We start from the raw sequence: 21,057 nt of genomic DNA, 5'->3' as shown, positions 1-21,057 counted from the left end.
TTGTGTCTGTAGAAAACAGAAAAAAATAACAGGTAATGCATGAGATTAATTGGCTTATCTCATTACTTCCAACATGCTTCTGGTTCCGAGATCCCAGAGTGGTGTAACTCTAAAATATCAGTCGTTGAGTCTAAGCAGTCATCGTTTGTCTGTGGTGCGTGCGGCTCAGCTTGAATGATATAGGTCGCGCTGCTTGCTGAGATAGCGAGTGTGTATCGGCTTGTATCGGTATCGCAAAAGCTGCATGTCCCGGCGGAGATAATCCCCTGCGCTGCGGATGTATAGTCACCTGTATATAGGGTTTCCAGCTCTAATTGTATTTTGGTCATGTCGGCCAACGCTTTGACACGATGCGCCTTCATGACATGGTTGGTATAACTCGGGTAAGCGATTGCCCCAAGTATTCCCACGATGACGACAGCCAGCAATAACTCGATCAATGTCATCCCTCTCATGCTTATGTTGTTGCTGTTGCATATATTTTTTCGAATCATCGCGAGTAGTTTCCTTTCATAACCCAGTACATTCTTCTCCGGTGGTAGCATCGCTGCAAGATTAAATACGGTTACGCACTGAATTACATAGGAATTTGGGAAATGACTCGCGGGTTTACTTTATTAGAGCTGTTAATAACGGTATCGGTACTGTCGATACTGATAGCGACGGCTGCCCCGAGTTTTAGTTATCTATTAGCGTCCTCCAAAATTCAAAGACTCGCCCCTGAGGTTCATGGTTTCTTGGTTACTGCGCGATCCGAAGCCATTGCCCGAAATCAAGAACTACACCTTCTATTTTTGGTTTCGAATACGTTAGGTGCGATTGAGGATACAGAAGGTGAGTGGGATTTGGTTCTCAGCACTACCGCTTCTTATGTGCCAGGTAATGTGGTGATGCATCTTGATGGTTCAGCCTATCAAGATATCACAGTCTCGTTCAGCTTTTTAAATCAGAACTCAATCTCTATTGATGGAGTAAGAGGTCGCTTTATTAATGGTAACGTCACCATAGCTTCAGTGAGTACCCCGTCTGAAGAACTTTCTATTAAGGCATCAAATACAACAGGGCGTATTCGGATTTGCAGCAGCGACCCTAATAGCGATGGGCGCAACAGCATTGGTCATTATGGTTATGAGATCTGCAACTAAGCTTGCTCAAGGCAGTACCTTGGTAGAAATGATGGTGGCCTCTGCTATAGGCGTGATTGTTATAGGGACGATTGGTAGTGTGTTCATCACTAACCAACGTCTAAGCTCAGAGAAAAGCCTGGAGGTGCTCCTTTCACAAAACTTGTTCTCCACTGCACAAATGATGAAAGAAGAGATTTTGCGTGCCGGATATAACGCCAATGCCGGACAGTCGGTAAAGTTATCAGGTGCACCAAATACGATTTATGCCCAGCAAATCAGTGCTGATGAAGCTTATCTTGGTTTTGTTTATCTGCAAAATAGTACTTCATCTGCTTATCGAAATATTGTTTATCAGTTCAAAGACAATAAGCTCAACTACTGCCTTGGAGAATCGACCGATCTTTTGGCTATCGATGAAAAGCCATTTAGCAATGCAAGCGGTGATGTGACGATGACGTGTCAAAGTTTGTTCTTCGAACGACAAATTCAGATAGATGCGTTCTCTGTTTCTGTGGAAGACATATCGAGCAGTCAGGCGAGTTCTCAAAGGATCAACATGACGCTTGAGGCGTCGTTAGTGAATGCGGATTTGAGCCAAAAAGTGATGACATCCGTTGTGCAAAGGAACTGGCAATGAAGAGTGATAAGCAACAAGGAGCGATAACGCTGATGTTAGTCAGTATTCTCTTGATTGGTGTACTGATCGTTTCTCTTGGTTCATTTAAGGTCACGTTCTATCAAATCAAGCGGGCGCAAAATGAGGTCCAAGCGCGCAAAGAACACTGGCAAGCGGAAGGTGGTTTAGAGTGTACTTACGCTTATCTACTTGAATTAGATAAAAGTGTTGCCGACATTCAAGATGCCAGTACTCGTCCAGCAGACTTTGAAGATTGGTGTTCTCCTTATCAAAATCAGCCTCAAATCGATGTATCGAGCAGTGCTAGTTCTAGTGCTTATTTGGTGACGTCTTCTTCGAACACCAACTCCCTTTATAAGACGATAAGAGAACAGTCTCAGTTAGGAACGGGAGCAATTCAGTCGACAGGGCCAATAGAGATAATTGGGACACTAAGTCTCAAGCCAACAGCGAAAGAAGAGCCAATCACTGGTAATGAATATGAGTGTGTCAGTGTCTCCTTTGCTGATCTGTTTACTTATCAATATGATGCTACTCATGGTGATTCAACGCAGGTTTTGGGGTTAGAAGTGCATAATCCTACTGCTGATGGGCCCTTTTCTGGTTTCGACGGCGTTTGTCATAGCGACTACAAAACGGAGATCCCGAAAGGCACTTCCGGTAGTACCTATTCGATCTATGCCCCTGACTATTATCAAGGAACCAACCCACCTCCGTTCAAGAAAGACTTTAATCCAGATCCTAATATGAATCCGTTTTATACCTTCTTTGGTATGGCTAGAACGGAACAAAACATTCTCGATCTGTCGCAAGATACGGACTTGTTTAAGCATGTTCAGCTATTGAACGCGACGGAGTGTGGCCCTGAAATCATGGACCACTTTACGATAGGCCAAACCAAAGGGCTATGGATTGAAGGTAATTGTCACATCAATGCAGCGGTAGCAGCTGCAAATAACCCATCTCAACTTCTCGTGATTCAAGATGGTGTGCTCGCGCTGAATGGAGCCATGACTTACAACGGGGTGATTTATCACTTGGTTGATTATCAAAAGAGCCATGTGAAAACGAGAGTCGATAATTTCTGGAACTCGCTTGTAGCTAACAACGTGTTTGCGCCTTTTATCAAAGACATCGATGAGGCTAGCGTGATTAAAAAGAGTGTCGGGATTCAATTTGCTTCTGGTTTGCCTTCTGGTGGTCTTATCTTTGATTCTCCCTCGGGAGTGACGACCATAGTGGGGGATATGGACATGGATTTTCGTGCGGATTCGAACCCAAGTGACCCGCCTTCAACGTATCAATGGCAGCGAGGTTCATGGAATGATTTCTAAGAGTTCTGGGTTCAGTTTACTCGAGGTACTTATCTCTTTTCTGCTGATTGGCGTTGCGTCGTTAGGGCTGGTTAAATTGCAGGTGTATGCGGAACAAAAATCGGATCATGCGCTCCAGAGTATCGAAGCTTTGCATTTTGCAGAAAGGCAGATGGAGTTTTATCGAACTCGCGCGCTCAATGTTAGTGGGGCGGTAGGGCTTATTCCTTTTGAGGAACTAAATCAATCGAGCTACTGTCTCAACATTGCGAGTTCAGATCCCTTATCCGGTTTATCGGGTTCTGCATATTCGATGACATGTGAAGTCACCAATGCGAGCGGAGCCTTATCTGGCGCGCTCAAAAACATTACTGTCACAATTGCATGGCAAGATCGTATGAACCGTACGCAAAGTATTTACCTCGAAACTATGCTCTCCAAATACAGTGAGTTTGACTGAGCCCTAAGCAAACGTTTACTGCATGCCAAGGCTTACGCCACTCCTTTTACGGACAATTTTCACTCCTCGGACATTGTTTAATTACTGGTTAAATTCATGTATATGGAATGGTGTTTTTTGTGTTTTTATATTGTTGTAGTTGTATGGTATTTTTGCAAAATATGTCTCCATTTATGGAATTTAAGGTGGAATCTTGTGCTTTTTATGGGGGCTTTTAATAGAATATGTGTTGTACCAATAGGCCGTGGTAAAAACTTATATTAGGCCTAAACAAACAACATCACATATGGAGTTACAATGAGTAACCAAGCCGTAAAAAAAGCACCATCGACTGACAAGATCAGTGGAATGGATCGCTTTCTAAACTTCATTGAACGCGCCGGCAACAAAATTCCAGATCCAGCAATCCTGTTCTTCTGGGCTCTAGTTATCGTATGGGTAGCATCTGCACTTTTGTCGAATCTTTCATTCGATCTAATCAACCCTCAAACGGGTGCTGCTCTAGAAGTAAATAACCTACTGACTGGTGAAGCGCTTGCTAGCTTCCTAGCGAATATGGTTACCACGTTCACAGGCTTCGCACCTCTAGGCATCGTACTTGTTGCTATGCTAGGTGTTGGCGTTGCTGACTCTTCAGGCTTCATTACTACTGGCCTTAAGAAGATGCTGAACTTCACGCCAGCGAAGCTACTTACGCCAATGCTAATCTTGGTTGCTATCGTGTCTCACACAGCAGCTGATGCAGGTTACGTTCTAGTAATCCCTCTTGGCGGTATCATCTTCCACGCTGCGGGTCGTCACCCTCTAGCGGGTATTGCAGCAGCATTTGCTGGTGTATCTGGTGGTTTCTCTGCGAACTTCATCCCTTCAGGTATCGACCCGCTACTAGCTGGCTTCACGCAAACAGCGGCAAACGTTCTTGACCCTGAATACGTGATTAACCCTCTAGCGAACATCTTCTTTACTGGCCTATCTTCAGTTCTTATTGTTGCTATCGGTTGGTACGTAACTGAGAAGATCATCGAACCTCGCCTAGCGAACACGCCAGTTGATGAAGATGCTGAAGAAGCACCTGATCTAGGTACGTTCACTGCAATCGAATCAAAAGCATTCAAATACGCAGGTTGGGCAATGGTTGCTGGTATTGGTCTGCTTGTTGCGGCTCTAATCCCTGAGAACTCGGCACTGCGTTCTCCTGAAGGTGAGCTAACAGCATTCTCTGCACCAGTTATGAAGTCTATCGTTCCTCTGATCTTCATCCTGTTCATCATCCCAGGTATCGTTTACGGCCGTGTAGCGGGTACTTTCAAGAACAGCAATGACGTAATCAAGGCGATGTCTGAGACAATGGCTACGATGGGCGCGTACATTGTAATGTCGTTCTTCTGTGCACAGTTCCTATCGGCATTCGGTCAATCAAACATTGGTACTATGCTGGCACTTTACGGTGCTGAAGGCCTGAAAGCGATGGACCTTCCTGGTGAAGCGACAATCGTTGGTATGATTCTACTAACGGCTTCAGTTAACCTTCTTGTTGGTTCAGCATCGGCTAAGTGGGCACTTATCGGTCCAATCTTAGTTCCAATGCTAATGGTTGTAGGTATCTCTCCTGAGCTATCTCAAGCGGCTTACCGTGTTGGTGACTCAGTGTCTAACATCATCTCTCCACTAATGGTGTTCTTCCCACTGGTTGTTGTTTACTGCCAACGCTACGTTAAGTCTACAGGTATCGGTACTCTAGCTTCTCTAATGATGCCATTCTCGATTGCAATGCTAATCGGTTGGTCTATCTTCCTGCTAGCTTACTGGGCTCTTGGTATTCCACTAGGTATCCAAGCACCTTACACTTACACAATGTAAGATTTAACTAAGCAAAATTAAGCTTTATTCATTGCTAAGCCCGCACCGAAATGTGCGGGCTTTTGTGTGCTATTTTTTCGCTCTATTTTTATATCCAAAAATTTTTATATCAAAAAGAAAGGTACTCAGCTTATACTCCGGATTACGGCTAATTGTTGGCCGGTAAAATTAGGAAATCCAAAACATCATGAAAATTCTGCTTCTGGTAGGGTTAATTGTTTTAAATGGTCTGTTTGCCATGTCTGAGATTGCATTGGTAGCAGCAAAAAATAGTCGGCTGAAACGCTTGGCCGAAAAGCACCGTTCTGCTCAGATCGCACTTGAGCTCAAAGAAAATCCAACTCGCTTCCTCTCAACCATTCAAATCGGTATTACCGTCATAGGCCTGCTCAGCGGCATCGTGGGTGAGGCGACGTTATCTGCACCACTAGCCGTTCAACTAGAACTGTGGGGTATGGATGCAACGCAAGCGAATGTTCTGTCTACCGCGGTCGTCGTTGTCGGTATTACTTACTTTGCGATTGTAGTTGGTGAACTCGTACCAAAACGCTTTGCTCAATCTCAAGCGGAAACCATCGCTGTGTTGGTCGCTATGCCAATCTATTGGTTGTCTAAAATCGCAACGCCGTTTGTTTTTGCTTTGTCTGCTTCAACGGAAGGTATTCTTAAGTTGATGGGCCGAGGTGGCGAAGAAGACAGTGTGACGGAAGACGATATTCATGCGCTTGTTAAAGAGGGCTCAGACTCAGGTGTGATTGAACGTGGTGAGCAAGAGATGATTCGCAATATCTTGCAGCTTGATGATCGCTTAGTGAGCTCATTGATGACGCCGCGTCGAGACATCGATTTTCTGGATGTCGACCAACCTGTTGAGAACATCTTGAAGCAGCTCCGCTCATCAAAGCACAGCGTATTCCCTCTATGCCAAGACCATCTAAATAAGGTGGTAGGCACAGTGTCTGCCAAGGCTTTATTGAATCAGGCGGGTAATCTAAGTATTCAAGTGATCATGGGGCTGTCTAAATCTCCAATCTATGTACCGGAATCGATGAAGGCGCTACGCCTCCTTGGTTATTTTAAAGAGTCGGGCACTGAGATGGCATTCATTGTTGATGAGTATGGCGATGTTCAAGGCCTCGTGACTCATTACGACATTCTAGAGGCGATTGCGGGAGAGTTATCAAACAACCCGAACGACCTTTGGACTGAGTCTCTGCCAGATGGCTTGCTGGTGGATGGATTAATCCCGATCAGCGAACTGAAAAACCGCTTGGAGCTTTCAGAGTTAGAGGGTGAAAGCGAGGGCTTCCAAACTCTAAACGGACTCATCACATGGCTGCTAGGTCGCTTGCCTGAGACGGGAGAGATCGTTGAGTGTCAGCAGTGGCAGTTTGAGATTATCTCGGTTGAGAATAATCGTATTGTGAGCGTCAAAGCGACGCAAATCGTTAATGATTTGCTTGAAGCCGAAAGCTAGACTGACAGTTAATCATCCAGTCCATGGCTATTGGTGGGCATCTCTTTGTTGTCCATCATCACTAACATTAGGTATGCTTCACCGCATACCTTTTTTGTTTCTATTGTTTGTTTTTGGAGTCCCCTTTGTCAGACCATCAATTCACCCCTCAAGATGAAATCTTTATGCGACGTGCCATCGAAGTGGCAAAAAAAGCGGAGAGTGAGGGAGAGGTACCTGTTGGTGCCGTACTGGTAAAAGATGGTGAGATTATCTCTGAAGGGTGGAACCGTTCGATTGGCAGCCATGACGCAACAGCGCACGCTGAAGTAGAAACCTTGCGTAAAGCGGGGCAGGTTCTGGAAAATTATCGACTGCTTGATACCACATTGTATGTCACGCTTGAGCCATGCCCTATGTGTGCGGGTGCCTTGTTACACAGCCGAGTGAAGCGCATTGTTTTTGGCGCGCCAGACCTAAAAGCGGGTGCGGCAGGGACTGTGCTGAACTTGTTTGAAAGCCAAGCCTCTTACCACTATGCCGATGTTGAGCACGGGCTATTAGAGGATGAGTGTCGCGAGCAACTACAAGCGTTTTTCAAGCGTCGTCGAAAAGAGATAAAAGAGAAGCGAAAGCAAGAGCGTTTGCTAGAAGAGCAGCAGTTAGAAGCAGACAAGGCGCTTAAAAAGAAATAGCAGCAAGTTTAAGGCACTCTCATAGTAAGAGTGCCAAACCAGCTTACTTGGTTATAGAGTTTACTCGGCAATCATCTGCATGAAAGCACGGTTGCGCCAAATGATCTTCTTCTTATTATTTGAAAGCATACGCTTACGACGGTTTGCTGCAACTGTCTTATCCAAGCGCTTCGATTTCAGTTTCTTCATCATTTCAATGATTTCCTATTGGTCGTCTGACTGTGTCGTTTGGACTAACGACTTAATTATAGTGTGATTCGTCTGTTTATCCTGTCGCGCAGAGGCAGACATAGAAGAGCAATCCTAGTCTCAAGCCTTTAACTTCGGCCAATGGCCAATAGCCAATAACCAAGTGCAACAGAACGATAATCTTGATTGTGGTGTGTCGTTATAAGGTGCGATTGTTACTGTAATATGACACTGCCTTTATCACGGTCTTTTATCCGCATCTCTCCTTTGTGTAAGCGATAGAAAGCGCAATAAAAAAGAGCAATGCTGGAAGGCATTGCTCTTTTGGTTTTATTTCGAAGGCTCAGAACCACTTACTGTTGATTCTGCAGCGCTGATGCTGGATTCAGCCCCAGAAGTCTCTAAAGGTGGAATAACGATCAACCCTTCAAGACTCTCTTCTTGTTCTTTATTACGTTTATTAACATGGCCGATGATGCTCTGGTAATAACGGCGAATGTTTTCTACGTAGTTTCTAGCTTCATCACCACGGGCATAACCATAGCGAGTTTGGCTGTAGTATTTCTTCTGCCTTAGTAGAGGAAGTCTGTCTTTTACATCACCCCAAGCATCAGGATCTCCGCCTTGCGCCTTAGTGAGGCGACGTGCGTCCATCATGTGTCCGTAACCGACATTGTATGAAGCAAGCGCAAACCAGATCTTTTCATGTTGTGTGATTGAATCTGGTACACGGTTCACGATACGACGTAGGTATTCAACACCACCTTGTACTGACTGTTTAGGGTCAAGACGGTTGGTCACCCCAACACTCTTCGCGGTCGGTAGTGTCAGCATCATCATGCCACGAACACCCGTTGGTGAACGCGCGACCGGGTTCCAGTGAGATTCTTGATAAGCAAGTGCTGCAATCAAGCGCCAGTCAAACTCTTGCGAGTACTTTTGAAACAGTGGCGACCATTTTGGTAGCTTGCTGTCGAGCGCGCGGATAAAGGCACGAGTATCAACGTAATCAAAAGTGCCGATATGACCGATGTACTTTTCTTCTAGCGAAGCAAGTTCACCGGATTGTTTTAGATTACCGAAGAACTCAATTAACAAAGCGTACAGGCTCTCGTCTTCAGACTTCTCTAAGTACCAAGAGATAGGTTGGTCTTCCGTTAGTTCAAACGCCAATGCTACGTCAGGGTATAAACGTTGTGCTAGTGATAGTTCGATAGAATCGGCCACCGTAAATAGGCGCTCGCCCGTTGATACTTCTTTTAGCAGATCATTGATGTCGGCATTGCCTATCGCATCGTAGATGAAGTCATCGTGCGTGTTCTGTAATTGCTTAAGTGTGGGCTCGAAGTGTGAGTCTTTCACCACTACTAAAGAGGGCGTCAGCGTCTCGTTAGGTGACGCGTCTTCTGATTCAGCTTGCGCTTTGATGAATTCAGCCTGGCGTTCGTTCTCAAATTTGATCAGTTGATCTAGGTTTCTTGGACGCCATTGGCCTTTTTTGTACACCACTTGTTGGCTTACGTAGTAATAAGCAGGCGCTGCACGATAAGCTCGCGTCAGTTTGTTGTTTTGCGTTAACCCTGTAGCAATTAGGTCGATCTCGCCTTTCTTTAGGGCGGGGAATAGGCCGGATAGACGGTAAGCCGGTTTAACCTCAAGCTTCACCCCCAGCTCTTGTGCAAACTCACGAGCTAATTCGTAATCGAGACCAGCTGGGCCATCAGGACCAATGTAATAAGAGAGTTGGTTATTTAGAGTTCCGACACGAAGCACACCGCGCTCTCGTATCTGCTCAAGAACACTTTTAGGTTCAGATTCAATCTGGCATGCCGTTAGCCCAAACAGAGCGATAACGAGCAGAAGGAACTTCGACGAAAAGATGAGAGAAAATTTAGGCATCAAAATGAAATCTCGAAAAGTGGAAGCCCCTTTATACCAAACCCCGCAAGGCTGGCAAAGCAGGTTTGATTAAACAGAGGTAAAAGTGGTGATAAATGCAGCAAAACTGGCATTTACGCAGAAACATGAAAAAAATCACGCAAACGGTTGCTTTTGGTGTTACGTCACAAAAAAAAATGCTTTATAATGCGCTCGCATTGAAGAGGTGGGATCGGCATAGGTTTTTAAACCTTCGGGAATAGCTTCGAAGAAAACAGTTAGGTTTTTCCTTTAACCCACTGAATTTATTCCAATATCACCTTAATCAACTGCATAAGAGACCTAAGCACATGAGAATTTTGCGTGGCTCCCCAGCTCTATCTGAGTTTCGTGTTAACAAGCTTTTAGAGCTTTGTCGTGAATTAAGCTTACCTGTAACAGGTATTTACGCTGAGTTTGCCCACTTCGCTGATTTAACAGCAGACCTAGACGCGTCTGAAGTTGAGAAGCTAGAAAAGCTACTGACTTACGGTCCAACGATTGAAGAGCATGAACCTGAAGGTTTACTGCTGCTTGCTACACCTCGTCCAGGTACTATTTCTCCTTGGTCTTCAAAATCTACAGATATCGCACATAACTGTGGCCTAGCGAAAGTATCTCGCCTAGAGCGCGGTACGGCTTTCTACATTGAAACGTCTTCTGAACTTTCTGAGCTTCAACTTGTTGAGCTGAAAGCGATTCTTCACGATCGTATGATGGAAGTGGTTTTCACTGACTTCGAATCAGCAGCAGCATTGTTCACCGTTGCTGAACCAGCACCTTATGCGGAAGTTGATCTTCTTACAGGCAGCCGTAAAGCGCTTGAAGAAGCAAACGTTACCCTAGGTCTTGCTCTTGCAGAAGATGAGATTGATTACCTACTTGAAAGCTTTGTCACTAAGCTTGAACGTAACCCGACTGACATCGAGCTAATGATGTTTGCACAAGCGAACTCAGAGCATTGTCGTCATAAGATCTTCAACGCTGATTGGACTATCGACGGCGTTAAGCAAGAAAAATCATTGTTCAAGATGATTAAGAATACGTTTGAAGTAACTCCTGATAACGTTCTGTCTGCTTATAAAGATAACGCGGCAGTAATGACTGGCTCTGAAGTGGGTCGTTTCTTCCCAGATCCAGAAACTCGTCAGTACAACTACCACCAAGAGAAAACACACATCTTGATGAAAGTTGAAACGCACAACCACCCAACGGCTATTTCTCCATGGCCGGGCGCATCTACAGGTTCAGGCGGTGAAATCCGTGATGAAGGCGCGACAGGTATTGGTGGTAAGCCAAAAGCAGGTCTAGTGGCGTTCTCTGTATCTAACCTTAAGATCCCGAACTTTGTTCAACCTTGGGAAACAGATTTTGGTAAGCCAAGCCGTATCGTTACTGCATTGGATATCATGCTTGAAGGTCCTCTTGGTGGCGCGGCATTCAACAACGAATTTGGTCGTCCAAACCTACTAGGTTACTTCCGTACTTACGAAGAGAAAGTAAATTCTCACGCAGGTGAAGAAGTACGTGGTTACCACAAGCCAATCATGCTGGCTGGTGGTCTTGGTAACATCCGTGACGAGCACGTTCAGAAGAAAGAGATCCCAGTAGGTGCAAGCCTGATCGTTCTAGGTGGTCCTGCGATGAACATCGGCCTTGGTGGCGGTGCAGCATCTTCAATGGATTCTGGTTCTTCTTCAGAGGATCTAGATTTCGCTTCTGTACAACGTGAAAATCCAGAAATGGAGCGTCGTTGTCAGGAAGTTATCGACCGTTGTTGGCAGCTAGGTGATGCGAACCCTATCGCATTCATTCATGATGTGGGCGCGGGCGGTATCTCAAATGCACTTCCTGAGCTAGTAGACGATGGTGAACGTGGCGGTATCTTCAACCTACGTGACGTGCCAAACGATGAGCCGGGCATGAGCCCACTTGAGATCTGGTGTAACGAATCTCAAGAGCGTTACGTAATGGCGGTTGCAGACAAAGACATGGCAACGTTCGACGCTATTTGTAAGCGTGAACGTGCACCATACGCTGTGGTTGGTAAAGCTACTGAAGAGCGTGAACTTAAACTTGAAGATTCACACTTCGACAACACGCCAATCGACATGCCGATGGACATCCTATTAGGTAAAACACCTAAGATGCACCGTGACGCGAAAACGCTAAAAGCGAACAACCCTGCGATTGACCGTTCTGGTATCGAGATGAACGAAGCGGTTGACCGTGTTCTTCGCTTGCCAACAGTCGCTGAGAAAACATTCCTAATCACTATCGGTGACCGCTCGGTAACTGGCCTTGTTGCTCGTGACCAAATGGTTGGCCCATGGCAGGTTCCTGTTGCTAACTGTGCGGTAACAGCTGTTAGTTACGACTCTTACCACGGTGAAGCGATGTCTCTTGGTGAGCGCACACCAGTGGCATTACTAGACTTCGGTGCATCGGCTCGCCTAGCGGTTGGTGAAGCAATCACAAACATCGCAGCGACTAACATCGGCGATATCAAACACATTAAACTGTCGGCTAACTGGATGTCTCCAGCGGGTCACCCAGGTGAAGATGCAGGTCTTTACGAAGCGGTGAAAGCGGTTGGTGAAGAGCTGTGTCCAGCACTGGGTCTAACTATCCCAGTGGGTAAAGACTCAATGTCGATGAAGACTAAGTGGGAAGAGAACGGCGAGCAGAAAGAAGTAACGTCTCCGCTATCTCTTGTTATCACTGCATTTGCTCGTGTTGAAGATGTTCGTAAGACAATTACGCCTCAACTTCGTACTGACAAAGGTGACACTTCACTGGTTCTTATCGACCTAGGTAACGGCAAAAACCGTCTAGGTGCAACGGCACTGGCGCAAGTTTACAAGCAGCTTGGTGACAAGCCAGCAGACGTAGACAACGCAGCACAGCTAAAAGGTTTCTACGAAGGCGTTCAAGCACTGGTTGCTAACGACCAAGTTGTGGCTTACCACGATAAAGGCGATGGTGGTCTGTTCGTAACACTGGCTGAGATGGCGTTCGCTGGTCACTGTGGTGTTAATGCAAACATTGAAGCTCTAGGTGAAGACACGCTAGCAGCACTATTCAACGAAGAGCTAGGTGCGGTAATCCAAGTTCGCAACGATGACCTAGACGCGGTTCTTTCAACTCTTGCGGCAAGCGGCCTAGAAGCGTGCTCACACGTAATTGGTTCTGTTGAAGCATCTGATGAGCTAGTGATTAAGTCTGGCGAGTCTGTTGTGGTTGAACGTAACCGTACTGAACTACGTACTATCTGGGCTGAGACAACGCACAAGATGCAAGGTCTACGTGACAACCCAGCATGTGCAGACCAAGAGCATGAAGCGAAGAAAGACAACTCAGATCCAGGTCTAAACGTGAAACTGAGCTTCGATGTTAACGAAGATATCGCTGCACCGTTCATTAACACGGGCGCTAAGCCTAAGATGGCGATTCTACGTGAGCAGGGTGTTAACTCTCACGTTGAAATGGCAGCAGCATTCGACCGTGCAGGCTTCGAAGCAACTGATATTCACATGAGCGACATCCTAACGGGTCAAGCGGTTCTAGAAGAGTACAACGGCCTTGTAGCTTGTGGTGGCTTCTCTTACGGTGACGTACTAGGCGCTGGTGAAGGTTGGGCTAAGTCGGTTCTGTTTAACGACTCTACTCGTGAGCAATTTGAAAACTTCTTCAAGCGTGAAGATACCTTCTCTCTAGGTGTGTGTAACGGTTGTCAGATGTTGTCTAACCTACGTGAACTTATCCCTGGAGCAGAGTACTGGCCACGTTTCGTTCGCAACGAATCTGAACGTTTTGAAGCGCGTTTCAGCCTAGTAGAAGTTCAGAAATCTGATTCTGTATTCTTCAATGGCATGGAAGGTTCTCGTATGCCAATCGCTGTTTCTCACGGTGAAGGCCGCGTAGAAGTACGTGACAACGACCACCTAAACGCGATTGAAAACTCAGGTACAGTTGCTCTACGTTACGTTGATAACCACGGTAATCCAACGCAGCAATACCCTAATAACCCGAACGGTTCGCCAAACGCTATTACAGGTTTAACAACGACGGATGGCCGCGTGACAATCATGATGCCTCACCCAGAGCGTGTATTCCGCACGGTGGCTAACTCTTGGTCTCCTGAAGGCTGGGGCGAGAATGGCGCTTGGATGCGTATGTTCCAAAACGCACGTAAGAATGTGGGTTAATCACTGTCTTACTCGCTGCATTAATCTAGGCTAGGTTATGCAAAAATGAAAAGCGCAGATCGAAAGGTCTGCGCTTTTTTATTTCTCGAAATTTAGGAACCAGAGCGAAGAAATTAACGTTTGCAGTTTGCTGTTCTAAAAATCTCCACTACGCTAAATGTTATGGAATCAATTTGTTAGGCCATGAATTTCTGTATGTGTGCAGGTTTGGCTATGCAAAAACTGAATCAATCATCGTGGCATAAGAGGGAACTATGAAAACAACAATCACAAAAGCAGTTGCAGTGGCAGCGATTGTCATGTCGTTAGCTGGGTGTGTCGGTAGTAACGCCGTTACTGGTAAATTAATGAAGTTCAACGTTGAGGTTGTAGATAACCGTTACGCTCGTGCAGGGGTTAACTTCTTGCTTGCTCCGGTTTATGCACTAACAACCGCAGCCGATTACATCGTATTTAACTCGATCGAATTCTGGGCGGGTAAAAACCCACTGACTGGTGCGCCTCACATCTTCGATAGTAAAGTCGATACCATGATCGATGTGAACGACAGCCTTGATGATTCACTAAAAGAAGCACCACTTGGCTTCAATAATCGCCAGATTGAATGGGGTGAAATGCAGCAAATCGATGAAAACACGATTCGTATGGATATCACTTACAACGATGGTCAGAAAGCAGTACTACTGGGTGTTCGTGATGGCGACAAGGTCAGCTACTACATGGATGGCACACTGGTATCTGAAACCTCTATCCAGGCTCTAGAGCAATTAGCCGCAGAGAAGGTGTAACGACTTTCATTATCTATAGATAAAAGAAAAGCCGCTGGATTTAACCCCCAGCGGCTTCGTATTTTCTAGCATCTAGCATCTAGCATCTAGCATCTAGCATCTAGCGCTTAGATTAGTTGTTGCTGTGTAGCTCGCTGTTCAGCTCAACAGCAGACTTGTTCGCTAGACACTCAATTTGACCAGTGATCGAGTTGCGACGGAACAGCAGATCAGAAACGCCAGCTAGGTCGCGAGCTTTAATGATTTCTACTTCGTTGCCTTCTTTATCTAGCATGCGAACTTTCGTACCAGCTGTTACATATAGACCAGACTCAACAGTACAGCGGTCGCCCATTGGGAAGCCAAGACCTGCGTTTGCGCCTAGTAGGCAGTTTTCGCCGATAGAGATAACCATAGTACCGCCACCAGACAGAGTACCCATGATAGAAGCGCCGCCACCGATGTCTGAACCGTTACCTACAACAACACCTGCAGAGATACGACCTTCAACCATGCTTACGCCTGTTGTACCCGCGTTGAAGTTGATGAAACCTTCGTGCATTACCGTTGTACCTTCACCCACATGTGCGCCAAGACGAACACGAGAAGTATCAGCAATACGAATACCTGTTGGTACCACGTAATCCACCATTTTAGGGAACTTGTCTACGCAATCTACAGATAGAGCGCGACCAGCAAGGCGAGCTTCGATTTGACGCTCAGCCAGCTCAGGTAGGTCGATTGGGCCTTCGTTTGTCCATGCGATGTTGTGCAGTAGACCGAAGATGCCGTCTAGTACCGTACCGTGTGGTTGAACTAGGCGGTTAGAGATAAGTTGTAGCTTTAGGAAGCCTTCAGCAACAGATGCTGGCTTCTCGTCAGTCGCAAGAACAACAAGAACCAATGGTTGCTCAGATGCTGCTGCTTTTTCTGCGAAAGATGCGTTTGCTGCATCGTCGTTTGCTGCGAATGCTTTCGCTAGTTCTGCGCTTTGTGCAGCAGAGATTTCGATAGCTTGGTTGCCTTCAGTGTAACCTGCTACTTCACCAACAGCCGCTACTAGAGCGTCGCTTGGGTTTAGAAGTGGGCTAGGGAAGAACGCTTCAATGATTTTATTGTCGCGGTTTTTGGTTGCCGTACCGAAGGCTAGTGAAAAGAAAGCCATGTTGAATCTCCATGTGTTGAGTCTTGATTTTGCTATTTCATAACAGCGGCTCGAATAACCAGCGCCGTCGTTAGCAAAGTTAATTTAATTGCGTTCATCATAAAGAGAGCGCCCTCGTTATGAAAGGGCGCATCGGGATAAAGTCTGTAAAATGATATTGCTTGTCTTTTTAGCGATAGTTTTCATTATCCGGATATCACACCACGTTCTCAATGTTGCAGTGTTTAATTAAACTATGCAGCATAATTTGATTTCCATATTCGCTACTCGTATCTAACCCACCTTGTTGTTAGCTGTATCAATAGGATGAGTCACACTTTCTTTATAAATCTATGTTTATTATCAGAATTATTCGACTTCTGTTGATTAATCGCTTGTGCCTACAGTCCGAGTAAATACTCAAGTTTTCAGCTGCGTAATTAAGATGAAGATCACTATAACCCTATATTAATTAAGTATATTTCCAGCCATAACGACATTAAAACGATTAATAAAGGATCTTCTATGAATTTTACTAAGTCTTTACTGGTGCTCTCTATCGGCGTAGCGATGGTTGGCTGTGGCTCGGACAGTGATGATATCGCAGTGACATGTGACACAGCTGCTTCTTGTACTAAGTTTACTGTTTTACATACTAATGATAACCACGGTCGTTTTTGGGAGAACAGTAAGGGTGAGTACGGAATGGCTGCTCGCAAGACTTTGATCGATAGCATTCGTGTTGAAGTCACCCAAAACGGTGGTGAAACCATTCTATTGTCTGGTGGTGATATTAATACAGGTGTGCCTGAGTCTGACATGCAGGACGCAGTACCGGATTTTGTTGGTATGAACCTTCTTGGTTACGACGCAATGGCATTAGGTAATCATGAGTTCGACAATAGCTTAGATGTGCTAGAGATGCAGGCTGAACTGGCTGATTTCCCAATGCTAGCGGCGAATATTTATATCAAAGATGGAGACACAGTTACTGATGAACGCCTTTTCTCTCCATACAAAGTATTCACTATTAATGGGTTAAAAATAGCTGTTATTGGCCTGACAACCAAAGATACAGCGAAATTGGTTAACCCTGATAATGTCGCGACGATTCATTTTGCGGACCCGCAAGTAGAAATCAAAAAAGCCATAAAAGAAATCGAGGCCAATGAAACGGTTGACCTGATTTTTGCTACCACGCATATGGGGCACTACGCCGATGGTCAACATGGCAGTGAAGCTCCTGGTGATGTATTACTTGCTCGTTCACTGGAGGAAGGGCAATTGGATGCCATTATTGGCGGGCACTCCCAAAACCCAGTTTGTATGGAAGGTAATGAATACGCAGACTTTAATCCGGGAGATGATTGTAAGCCAGATCAGCAGAATGGGACTTACATCATGCAAGCACATGAATGGGGCAAGTATGTAGGTCGAGCTGACTTTGAGTTTTATGAAGGCAAACTGCATTTAGCGAAGTACGATCTGGTTCCTGTGAACTTGAAAGAGAAAGACGAAAATGGTGATTATCAGTTTATCCAAACTGAGATTGAACCAGACTCAACAGTGATTGCGACGCTTTCTGCGTATCAGCAACAAGGCCAAGAGTTGCTTGATGAAGTGATCTCAAATACAGATGCGAAGCTTGAAGGTGATCGTAATGTGGTTCGCTCTGAGCAGACTAACCTTGGTCACTTATTAGGCCACGCTTACCGAACTTACGACTTAGTGAATGCTGATTTCGGCGTGATGAATTCTGGTGGTGTACGTGATTCGATTCAAGTGGGGGATGTGACGTATCGTGATGTGTTGACGGTTCAACCTTTTGGTAATTTCGTAACCAAAGCTACGATGACAGGAGCTGAAGTAAAAGAGTATTTAGGCGTTGTTGCTACGATGACGGCAGGTTCTGGCGCTTATGCTCAACTGGATAATATTAGCTTGACTGTAAATTGCGACTCGAGTGATGTGACCATACGTGACATTAACAATAAAGGTTTCAGCTTAACTGATACTTATACCTTCTCTGTGATCAGCTTTAGTGCAGCTGGTGGTGATGATTATCCGGTAATCGATGTTGAATCGACGCAGCTGGCGGATGCCTTTGTACTTCGTGAATTCTTTGTGAAGCATCCTAATATAACAGCTGCAGATTATGCGCCAGAAGCTGGTAAGTTAATCTATATGAGTAATGGCTTGGAAGTGAAAGGTTGTCCTGCTAGCTAATTTATAACTCATAAACAAAAACGACAAAGAAAATAGCCAGCGAATCGCTGGCTATTTTTGTATCAGAAATTCGTTGTTCTGAGCTTAAACAAACAGCGCTTTATGAGCTTGCTCGATCCCTTCAATCAACATCTGCATACCGATAACAGCCAGTATCAAACCCATCATTCGAGTAATCACGTTCAGTGCGCTTGGCCCTACCGCTTTCACGAAGCGTTCGCCAAACACAAACAATACGTAAGTTAAGGTACACAACAGACCAAACGCGATGATGGTGATGACGGTTTCATAGATGCCTTCGGTGCTGGCAAAGTTCATCGCGGTGGCAATTGTCCCTGGGCCAGCCAGTATAGGCATTGCGAGTGGTGATACCGCAATACTTAGCGCTGCATCTTGCTGGGCGTCTGAATTGACCTTCTCTTTCGCCTTCGAGTGTGTTGATTCACCTTGAAGCATGTGAAAGCCAATCAAGAAGACCAAAATACCGCCTGTGATGCGCAGGGCATAAAGCGTGATACCAAAAAGGTCAAAAATCAGTTTACCTGAAATGGCAAACGTACTGACGATAATGAATGCGATAAACACTGAGCGGAACGCGATTGACTTAACTGTCTCCCTGTCGTTGTCGCCTGTTAAACCAAGAAAGATCGGTGTGTTAGCGATAGGGTTCATGATGGCGAAAAAGCCCATGAACACGGTGATGGTATGAATGATGAGCTCTTTCATATTATTCCTTTAAAAAGATGCAGTTAAATACACATGTTGAATAAGAATAGATACTAGAGCAAGTATGAATAAAAAACAGCCAGCATAGGGCTGGCTGTGTAGTTTTAGTGATGGGAGTAGAGTTTTGGTTGTGTGTTAGTGTCGATTTTTCAATTAACGCTTCGGCTTGGGCCGTGCGATGCTGACAATCACTGCTATCGTTATGCGCTTTGAGACTCGCTTACTGCGACAGCCAGTGCAACCGTAGCCCCTACCATTGGGTTGTTACCCATGCCGATGAAACCCATCATCGCAACGTGAGCAGGAACTGAAGAGCTACCTGCAAACTGAGCGTCTGCGTGCATTCTGCCCATGGTGTCTGTCATGCCGTAAGATGCAGGGCCAGCAGCAACGTTGTCTGGGTGTAAAGTTCGACCTGTACCACCGCCTGAAGCGACAGAGAAATAAGGTAGACCTTGGCGAGTTCGCTCTGCTTTGTAGATACCCGCAACAGGATGTTGGAAGCGTGTTGGGTTGGTTGAGTTACCCGTAATGCTCACATCTACCTCTTCTCTGTGCATGATTGCCACACCTTCACGAACATCATCGGCGCCGTAGCATAAGATCTCGCCACGAGGGCCATTTGAGAAACGGCGACGTTCTGTTTCAACGAGTTCACCGGTTTGGTAGTCGTACTGAGTGCGCACGTAAGTGAAGCCATTGATGCGTGAGATTAAGTACGCCGCATCTTTACCTAAGCCATTTAGGATAACTTTCAATGGATTTTTACGTGATTTATTGACGTTCAGTGCGATTTTGATTGCACCTTCAGCTGCCGCAAATGACTCGTGACCTGCAAGAAAAGCAAAGCAGTGGCTCTCTTCATTCAGAAGACGAGCAGCAAGCGCACCATGACCAATACCCACTTGACGTTGCTCAGCGACACTACCGGGTTTTGTGAATGCTTGGAGGCCTTCACCAATGATATTCGCTGCTTGTTCAGCGTTGCTTGCTTTACGGAATAGAGCCATAGCTGTGCCTAAGGTGTATGCATCGGCTGCGCTTTCAAAAGCAATTGGTTGAGTGTCCATCACCAATGTTTTTGGGTCTACATTGTGTGCTTTACAGTATTGCTCTGCTTGCGCCAAAGAGTCGAAGTTCATTTCTGCCAATGCGCGAGTTACTGATTCATTAAATTGAGTGTTCATAATATCTTTCCTCTAAATTGGCAAAAATTATTGTTGGCGTGGGTTAATCGTGGTCACAGCTTCATCGAAGCGACCATAAGTCCCTGTAGCAAGGTCGGCCGCTTCATTGGCTGGCACACCTTGATTAATCGCCTTCATCATTTTGCCGAGGTTGAGATACTCGTAACCAATCACTTCGCTGTGGTCATCAAGTGCAAGCTTGGTTACGTAACCTTCTGCGAGTTCTAGGTAACGGACGCCTTTTGCTGCGGTTGAGTAACTGGTACCAACTTGGCTGCGCTGGGTTTGACCTAAGTCTTCCAATGCGGCGCCGATTTCAAGGCCACCTTCAGAGAAAGCAGATTGAGTTCGACCGTAAACAAACTGCAGGAAGATTTCGCGCATCGCGACGTTGATCGCGTCACATACCAAGTCAGTATTAAGTGCTTCTAGAATAGTTTTTCCGGTGAGGATTTCAGCGGCCATCGCGGCAGATTGTGTCATGCCGGAGCAGCCGATAGTTTCAATGAGTGCTTCTTCAATGATGCCGTTTTTCACGTTAAGAGTCAGTTTTGCCGCACCTTGTTGTGGTGCACAAGTCCCAACACCGTGGCTCAAACCTGAGATAGCGATAACATCTTTTGGACTAACCATGGCACCTTCAACTGGGATTGGAGCCGAGTTATGAAGATCACCCCTTTGAATAGGGCACATGGATTGAATTTCTGAAGAATAATGCATAATGTTTTCTCACTAATAAAGTCGTATTGACCTAGGGCGTTGAGAAAACAGGACGTGTTGGAAGAGGTGCGGCTGATTCACTACAGATCTTGAGTATCGATAATCCAAAGGAGTAATGGGATTTGGTCCTAATAGACGCAGCCCATTTCAAAATGGAGGAGTAGCGATACACCCAACAGTATTACCTGTTTTCGATTCTGTAGGAGTCATTAGCACGGTTCAAAAGAACGGGCGGTTGAAGCAAAAGCTTAGGTGGAACCCCATCACCTGATGGCTATAGATTAGATCTTTATCACACTTTTGTGCAAGCGAATGTTTAGAGCGATTTCGACTATAAACAAGCATCATTATATTTCGATAAGTATAAAAAAACGCCAATGACTGACTCTGATTAGAGCTGTCATTGGCGTTTTTTAGAAAGCTTC

17 protein-coding genes and 1 riboswitch are annotated in these 21,057 nt (G+C 45.6%); of the genes, 10 read left to right on the top strand and 7 right to left on the bottom strand.

Going from position 1 to position 21,057, the window contains the following annotated elements:
• Positions 1-62: 62 nt before the first annotated feature.
• Positions 63-494: a type IV pilin protein gene (locus OH460_RS17230; RefSeq protein ID WP_269998974.1), complete on the bottom strand. Its 432-nt coding sequence runs from the start codon at positions 492-494 to the stop codon at positions 63-65.
• Between the two features lie 102 nt (positions 495-596).
• On the opposite strand from OH460_RS17230, the gene OH460_RS17225 reads away from it, so the two are divergent.
• The 7 genes from OH460_RS17225 (at position 597) to tadA (ending at position 7,548) form a co-directional block, all read left to right on the top strand.
• Positions 597-1,145 carry a GspH/FimT family pseudopilin gene (locus OH460_RS17225; RefSeq protein ID WP_269998973.1) on the top strand — a complete coding sequence of 183 codons (549 nt, stop codon included), beginning with the start codon at positions 597-599 and terminating at the stop codon, positions 1,143-1,145.
• Entirely contained in the window at positions 1,129-1,764 is a 636-nt protein-coding gene (locus OH460_RS17220; protein ID WP_269998972.1) for a PilW family protein, read from the top strand. Before OH460_RS17225 ends, OH460_RS17220 begins: the two co-directional genes overlap by 17 nt.
• Entirely contained in the window at positions 1,761-3,098 is a 1,338-nt protein-coding gene (locus OH460_RS17215) for a hypothetical protein (RefSeq protein ID WP_269998971.1), read from the top strand. Before OH460_RS17220 ends, OH460_RS17215 begins: the two co-directional genes overlap by 4 nt.
• Positions 3,088-3,537: a prepilin-type N-terminal cleavage/methylation domain-containing protein gene (locus tag OH460_RS17210; protein WP_269998970.1), complete on the top strand. Its 450-nt coding sequence runs from the start codon at positions 3,088-3,090 to the stop codon at positions 3,535-3,537. The genes OH460_RS17215 and OH460_RS17210 overlap by 11 nt, the downstream gene beginning before the upstream one ends.
• A 297-nt stretch (positions 3,538-3,834) precedes the next feature.
• Positions 3,835-5,397 (top strand): AbgT family transporter, encoded by a 1,563-nt coding sequence (locus OH460_RS17205; protein ID WP_061033252.1) that lies wholly within the window; start codon positions 3,835-3,837, stop codon positions 5,395-5,397.
• Between the two features lie 187 nt (positions 5,398-5,584).
• Entirely contained in the window at positions 5,585-6,874 is a 1,290-nt protein-coding gene (locus tag OH460_RS17200; protein WP_239940682.1) for a hemolysin family protein, read from the top strand.
• A gap of 125 nt (positions 6,875-6,999) precedes the next feature.
• A complete protein-coding gene (tadA, locus tag OH460_RS17195; RefSeq protein ID WP_102425508.1) occupies positions 7,000-7,548 on the top strand; it encodes a tRNA adenosine(34) deaminase TadA in 549 nt (182 codons plus the stop codon).
• A gap of 60 nt (positions 7,549-7,608) precedes the next feature.
• Here the strand turns inward: tadA and OH460_RS17190 are convergent, their stop codons facing one another.
• Together OH460_RS17190 and mltF are read right to left on the bottom strand one after the other, a co-directional pair.
• The gene (locus OH460_RS17190) at positions 7,609-7,740 is read right to left on the bottom strand and encodes a hypothetical protein (RefSeq protein WP_017059878.1); all 132 of its coding nucleotides are present in this window, start codon (positions 7,738-7,740) and stop codon (positions 7,609-7,611) included.
• A gap of 327 nt (positions 7,741-8,067) precedes the next feature.
• Positions 8,068-9,636 (bottom strand): membrane-bound lytic murein transglycosylase MltF, encoded by a 1,569-nt coding sequence (gene mltF / locus OH460_RS17185; RefSeq protein WP_269998969.1) that lies wholly within the window; start codon positions 9,634-9,636, stop codon positions 8,068-8,070.
• A gap of 329 nt (positions 9,637-9,965) precedes the next feature.
• On the opposite strand from mltF, the gene purL reads away from it, so the two are divergent.
• Positions 9,966-13,862, top strand: a complete 3,897-nt coding sequence (gene purL, locus OH460_RS17180) for a phosphoribosylformylglycinamidine synthase (protein WP_269998968.1) — start codon at positions 9,966-9,968, stop codon at positions 13,860-13,862.
• A 254-nt stretch (positions 13,863-14,116) separates the two neighbouring features.
• The gene (locus OH460_RS17175) at positions 14,117-14,650 is read left to right on the top strand and encodes a DUF3332 domain-containing protein (RefSeq protein ID WP_019823893.1); all 534 of its coding nucleotides are present in this window, start codon (positions 14,117-14,119) and stop codon (positions 14,648-14,650) included.
• A 112-nt stretch (positions 14,651-14,762) separates the two neighbouring features.
• Here OH460_RS17175 and dapD read toward each other — a convergent pair whose 3' ends face one another.
• Positions 14,763-15,794, bottom strand: coding sequence for a 2,3,4,5-tetrahydropyridine-2,6-dicarboxylate N-succinyltransferase (gene dapD / locus OH460_RS17170; protein WP_269998967.1), 1,032 nt, complete (start codon positions 15,792-15,794; stop codon positions 14,763-14,765).
• A 504-nt stretch (positions 15,795-16,298) separates the two neighbouring features.
• On the opposite strand from dapD, the gene ushA reads away from it, so the two are divergent.
• Positions 16,299-17,999, top strand: coding sequence for a bifunctional UDP-sugar hydrolase/5'-nucleotidase UshA (gene ushA, locus OH460_RS17165; RefSeq protein ID WP_269998966.1), 1,701 nt, complete (start codon positions 16,299-16,301; stop codon positions 17,997-17,999).
• 84 nt (positions 18,000-18,083) lie between these two features.
• On the opposite strand, the gene OH460_RS17160 is transcribed toward ushA, so the two are convergent.
• From OH460_RS17160 to OH460_RS17150, 3 genes are all read right to left on the bottom strand, one after another.
• Positions 18,084-18,725 carry a MarC family protein gene (locus OH460_RS17160; protein WP_004737591.1) on the bottom strand — a complete coding sequence of 214 codons (642 nt, stop codon included), beginning with the start codon at positions 18,723-18,725 and terminating at the stop codon, positions 18,084-18,086.
• Positions 18,726-18,925: 200 nt separating this feature from the next.
• Positions 18,926-19,915: a GGGtGRT protein gene (locus tag OH460_RS17155; protein ID WP_269999009.1), complete on the bottom strand. Its 990-nt coding sequence runs from the start codon at positions 19,913-19,915 to the stop codon at positions 18,926-18,928.
• A 24-nt stretch (positions 19,916-19,939) separates the two neighbouring features.
• A complete protein-coding gene (locus tag OH460_RS17150) occupies positions 19,940-20,632 on the bottom strand; it encodes an iron-sulfur cluster assembly scaffold protein (protein ID WP_017071044.1) in 693 nt (230 codons plus the stop codon).
• A 193-nt stretch (positions 20,633-20,825) separates the two neighbouring features.
• Positions 20,826-20,909: riboswitch (Fluoride riboswitch) on the bottom strand.
• Positions 20,910-21,057: the final 148 nt, after the last annotated feature.

It is taken from the genome of Vibrio sp. Makdt, assembly GCF_027587015.1.
GTDB classification, from domain to species: Bacteria; Pseudomonadota; Gammaproteobacteria; order Enterobacterales; family Vibrionaceae; genus Vibrio; species Vibrio chagasii_B.
The sequence above is the reverse complement of the archived record's forward strand: the minus strand, read 5'-3'. Positions and strand labels throughout refer to the sequence as shown.

Bases quoted from the DNA above. Each gene is read 5' to 3' on its own strand.
- OH460_RS17230 (WP_269998974.1), bottom strand. From the start codon at position 494: ATGATTCGAAAAAATATATGCAACAGCAACAACATAAGCATGAGAGGG.
- OH460_RS17225 (WP_269998973.1), top strand. From the start codon at position 597: ATGACTCGCGGGTTTACTTTATTAGAGCTGTTAATAACGGTATCGGTA.
- OH460_RS17220 (WP_269998972.1), top strand. From the start codon at position 1,129: ATGAGATCTGCAACTAAGCTTGCTCAAGGCAGTACCTTGGTAGAAATG.
- OH460_RS17215 (WP_269998971.1), top strand. From the start codon at position 1,761: ATGAAGAGTGATAAGCAACAAGGAGCGATAACGCTGATGTTAGTCAGT.
- OH460_RS17210 (WP_269998970.1), top strand. From the start codon at position 3,088: ATGATTTCTAAGAGTTCTGGGTTCAGTTTACTCGAGGTACTTATCTCT.
- OH460_RS17205 (WP_061033252.1), top strand. From the start codon at position 3,835: ATGAGTAACCAAGCCGTAAAAAAAGCACCATCGACTGACAAGATCAGT.
- OH460_RS17200 (WP_239940682.1), top strand. From the start codon at position 5,585: ATGAAAATTCTGCTTCTGGTAGGGTTAATTGTTTTAAATGGTCTGTTT.
- OH460_RS17190 (WP_017059878.1), bottom strand. From the start codon at position 7,740: ATGATGAAGAAACTGAAATCGAAGCGCTTGGATAAGACAGTTGCAGCA.
- mltF (WP_269998969.1), bottom strand. From the start codon at position 9,636: ATGCCTAAATTTTCTCTCATCTTTTCGTCGAAGTTCCTTCTGCTCGTT.
- purL (WP_269998968.1), top strand. From the start codon at position 9,966: ATGAGAATTTTGCGTGGCTCCCCAGCTCTATCTGAGTTTCGTGTTAAC.
- OH460_RS17175 (WP_019823893.1), top strand. From the start codon at position 14,117: ATGAAAACAACAATCACAAAAGCAGTTGCAGTGGCAGCGATTGTCATG.
- dapD (WP_269998967.1), bottom strand. From the start codon at position 15,794: ATGGCTTTCTTTTCACTAGCCTTCGGTACGGCAACCAAAAACCGCGAC.
- ushA (WP_269998966.1), top strand. From the start codon at position 16,299: ATGAATTTTACTAAGTCTTTACTGGTGCTCTCTATCGGCGTAGCGATG.
- OH460_RS17160 (WP_004737591.1), bottom strand. From the start codon at position 18,725: ATGAAAGAGCTCATCATTCATACCATCACCGTGTTCATGGGCTTTTTC.
- OH460_RS17150 (WP_017071044.1), bottom strand. From the start codon at position 20,632: ATGCATTATTCTTCAGAAATTCAATCCATGTGCCCTATTCAAAGGGGT.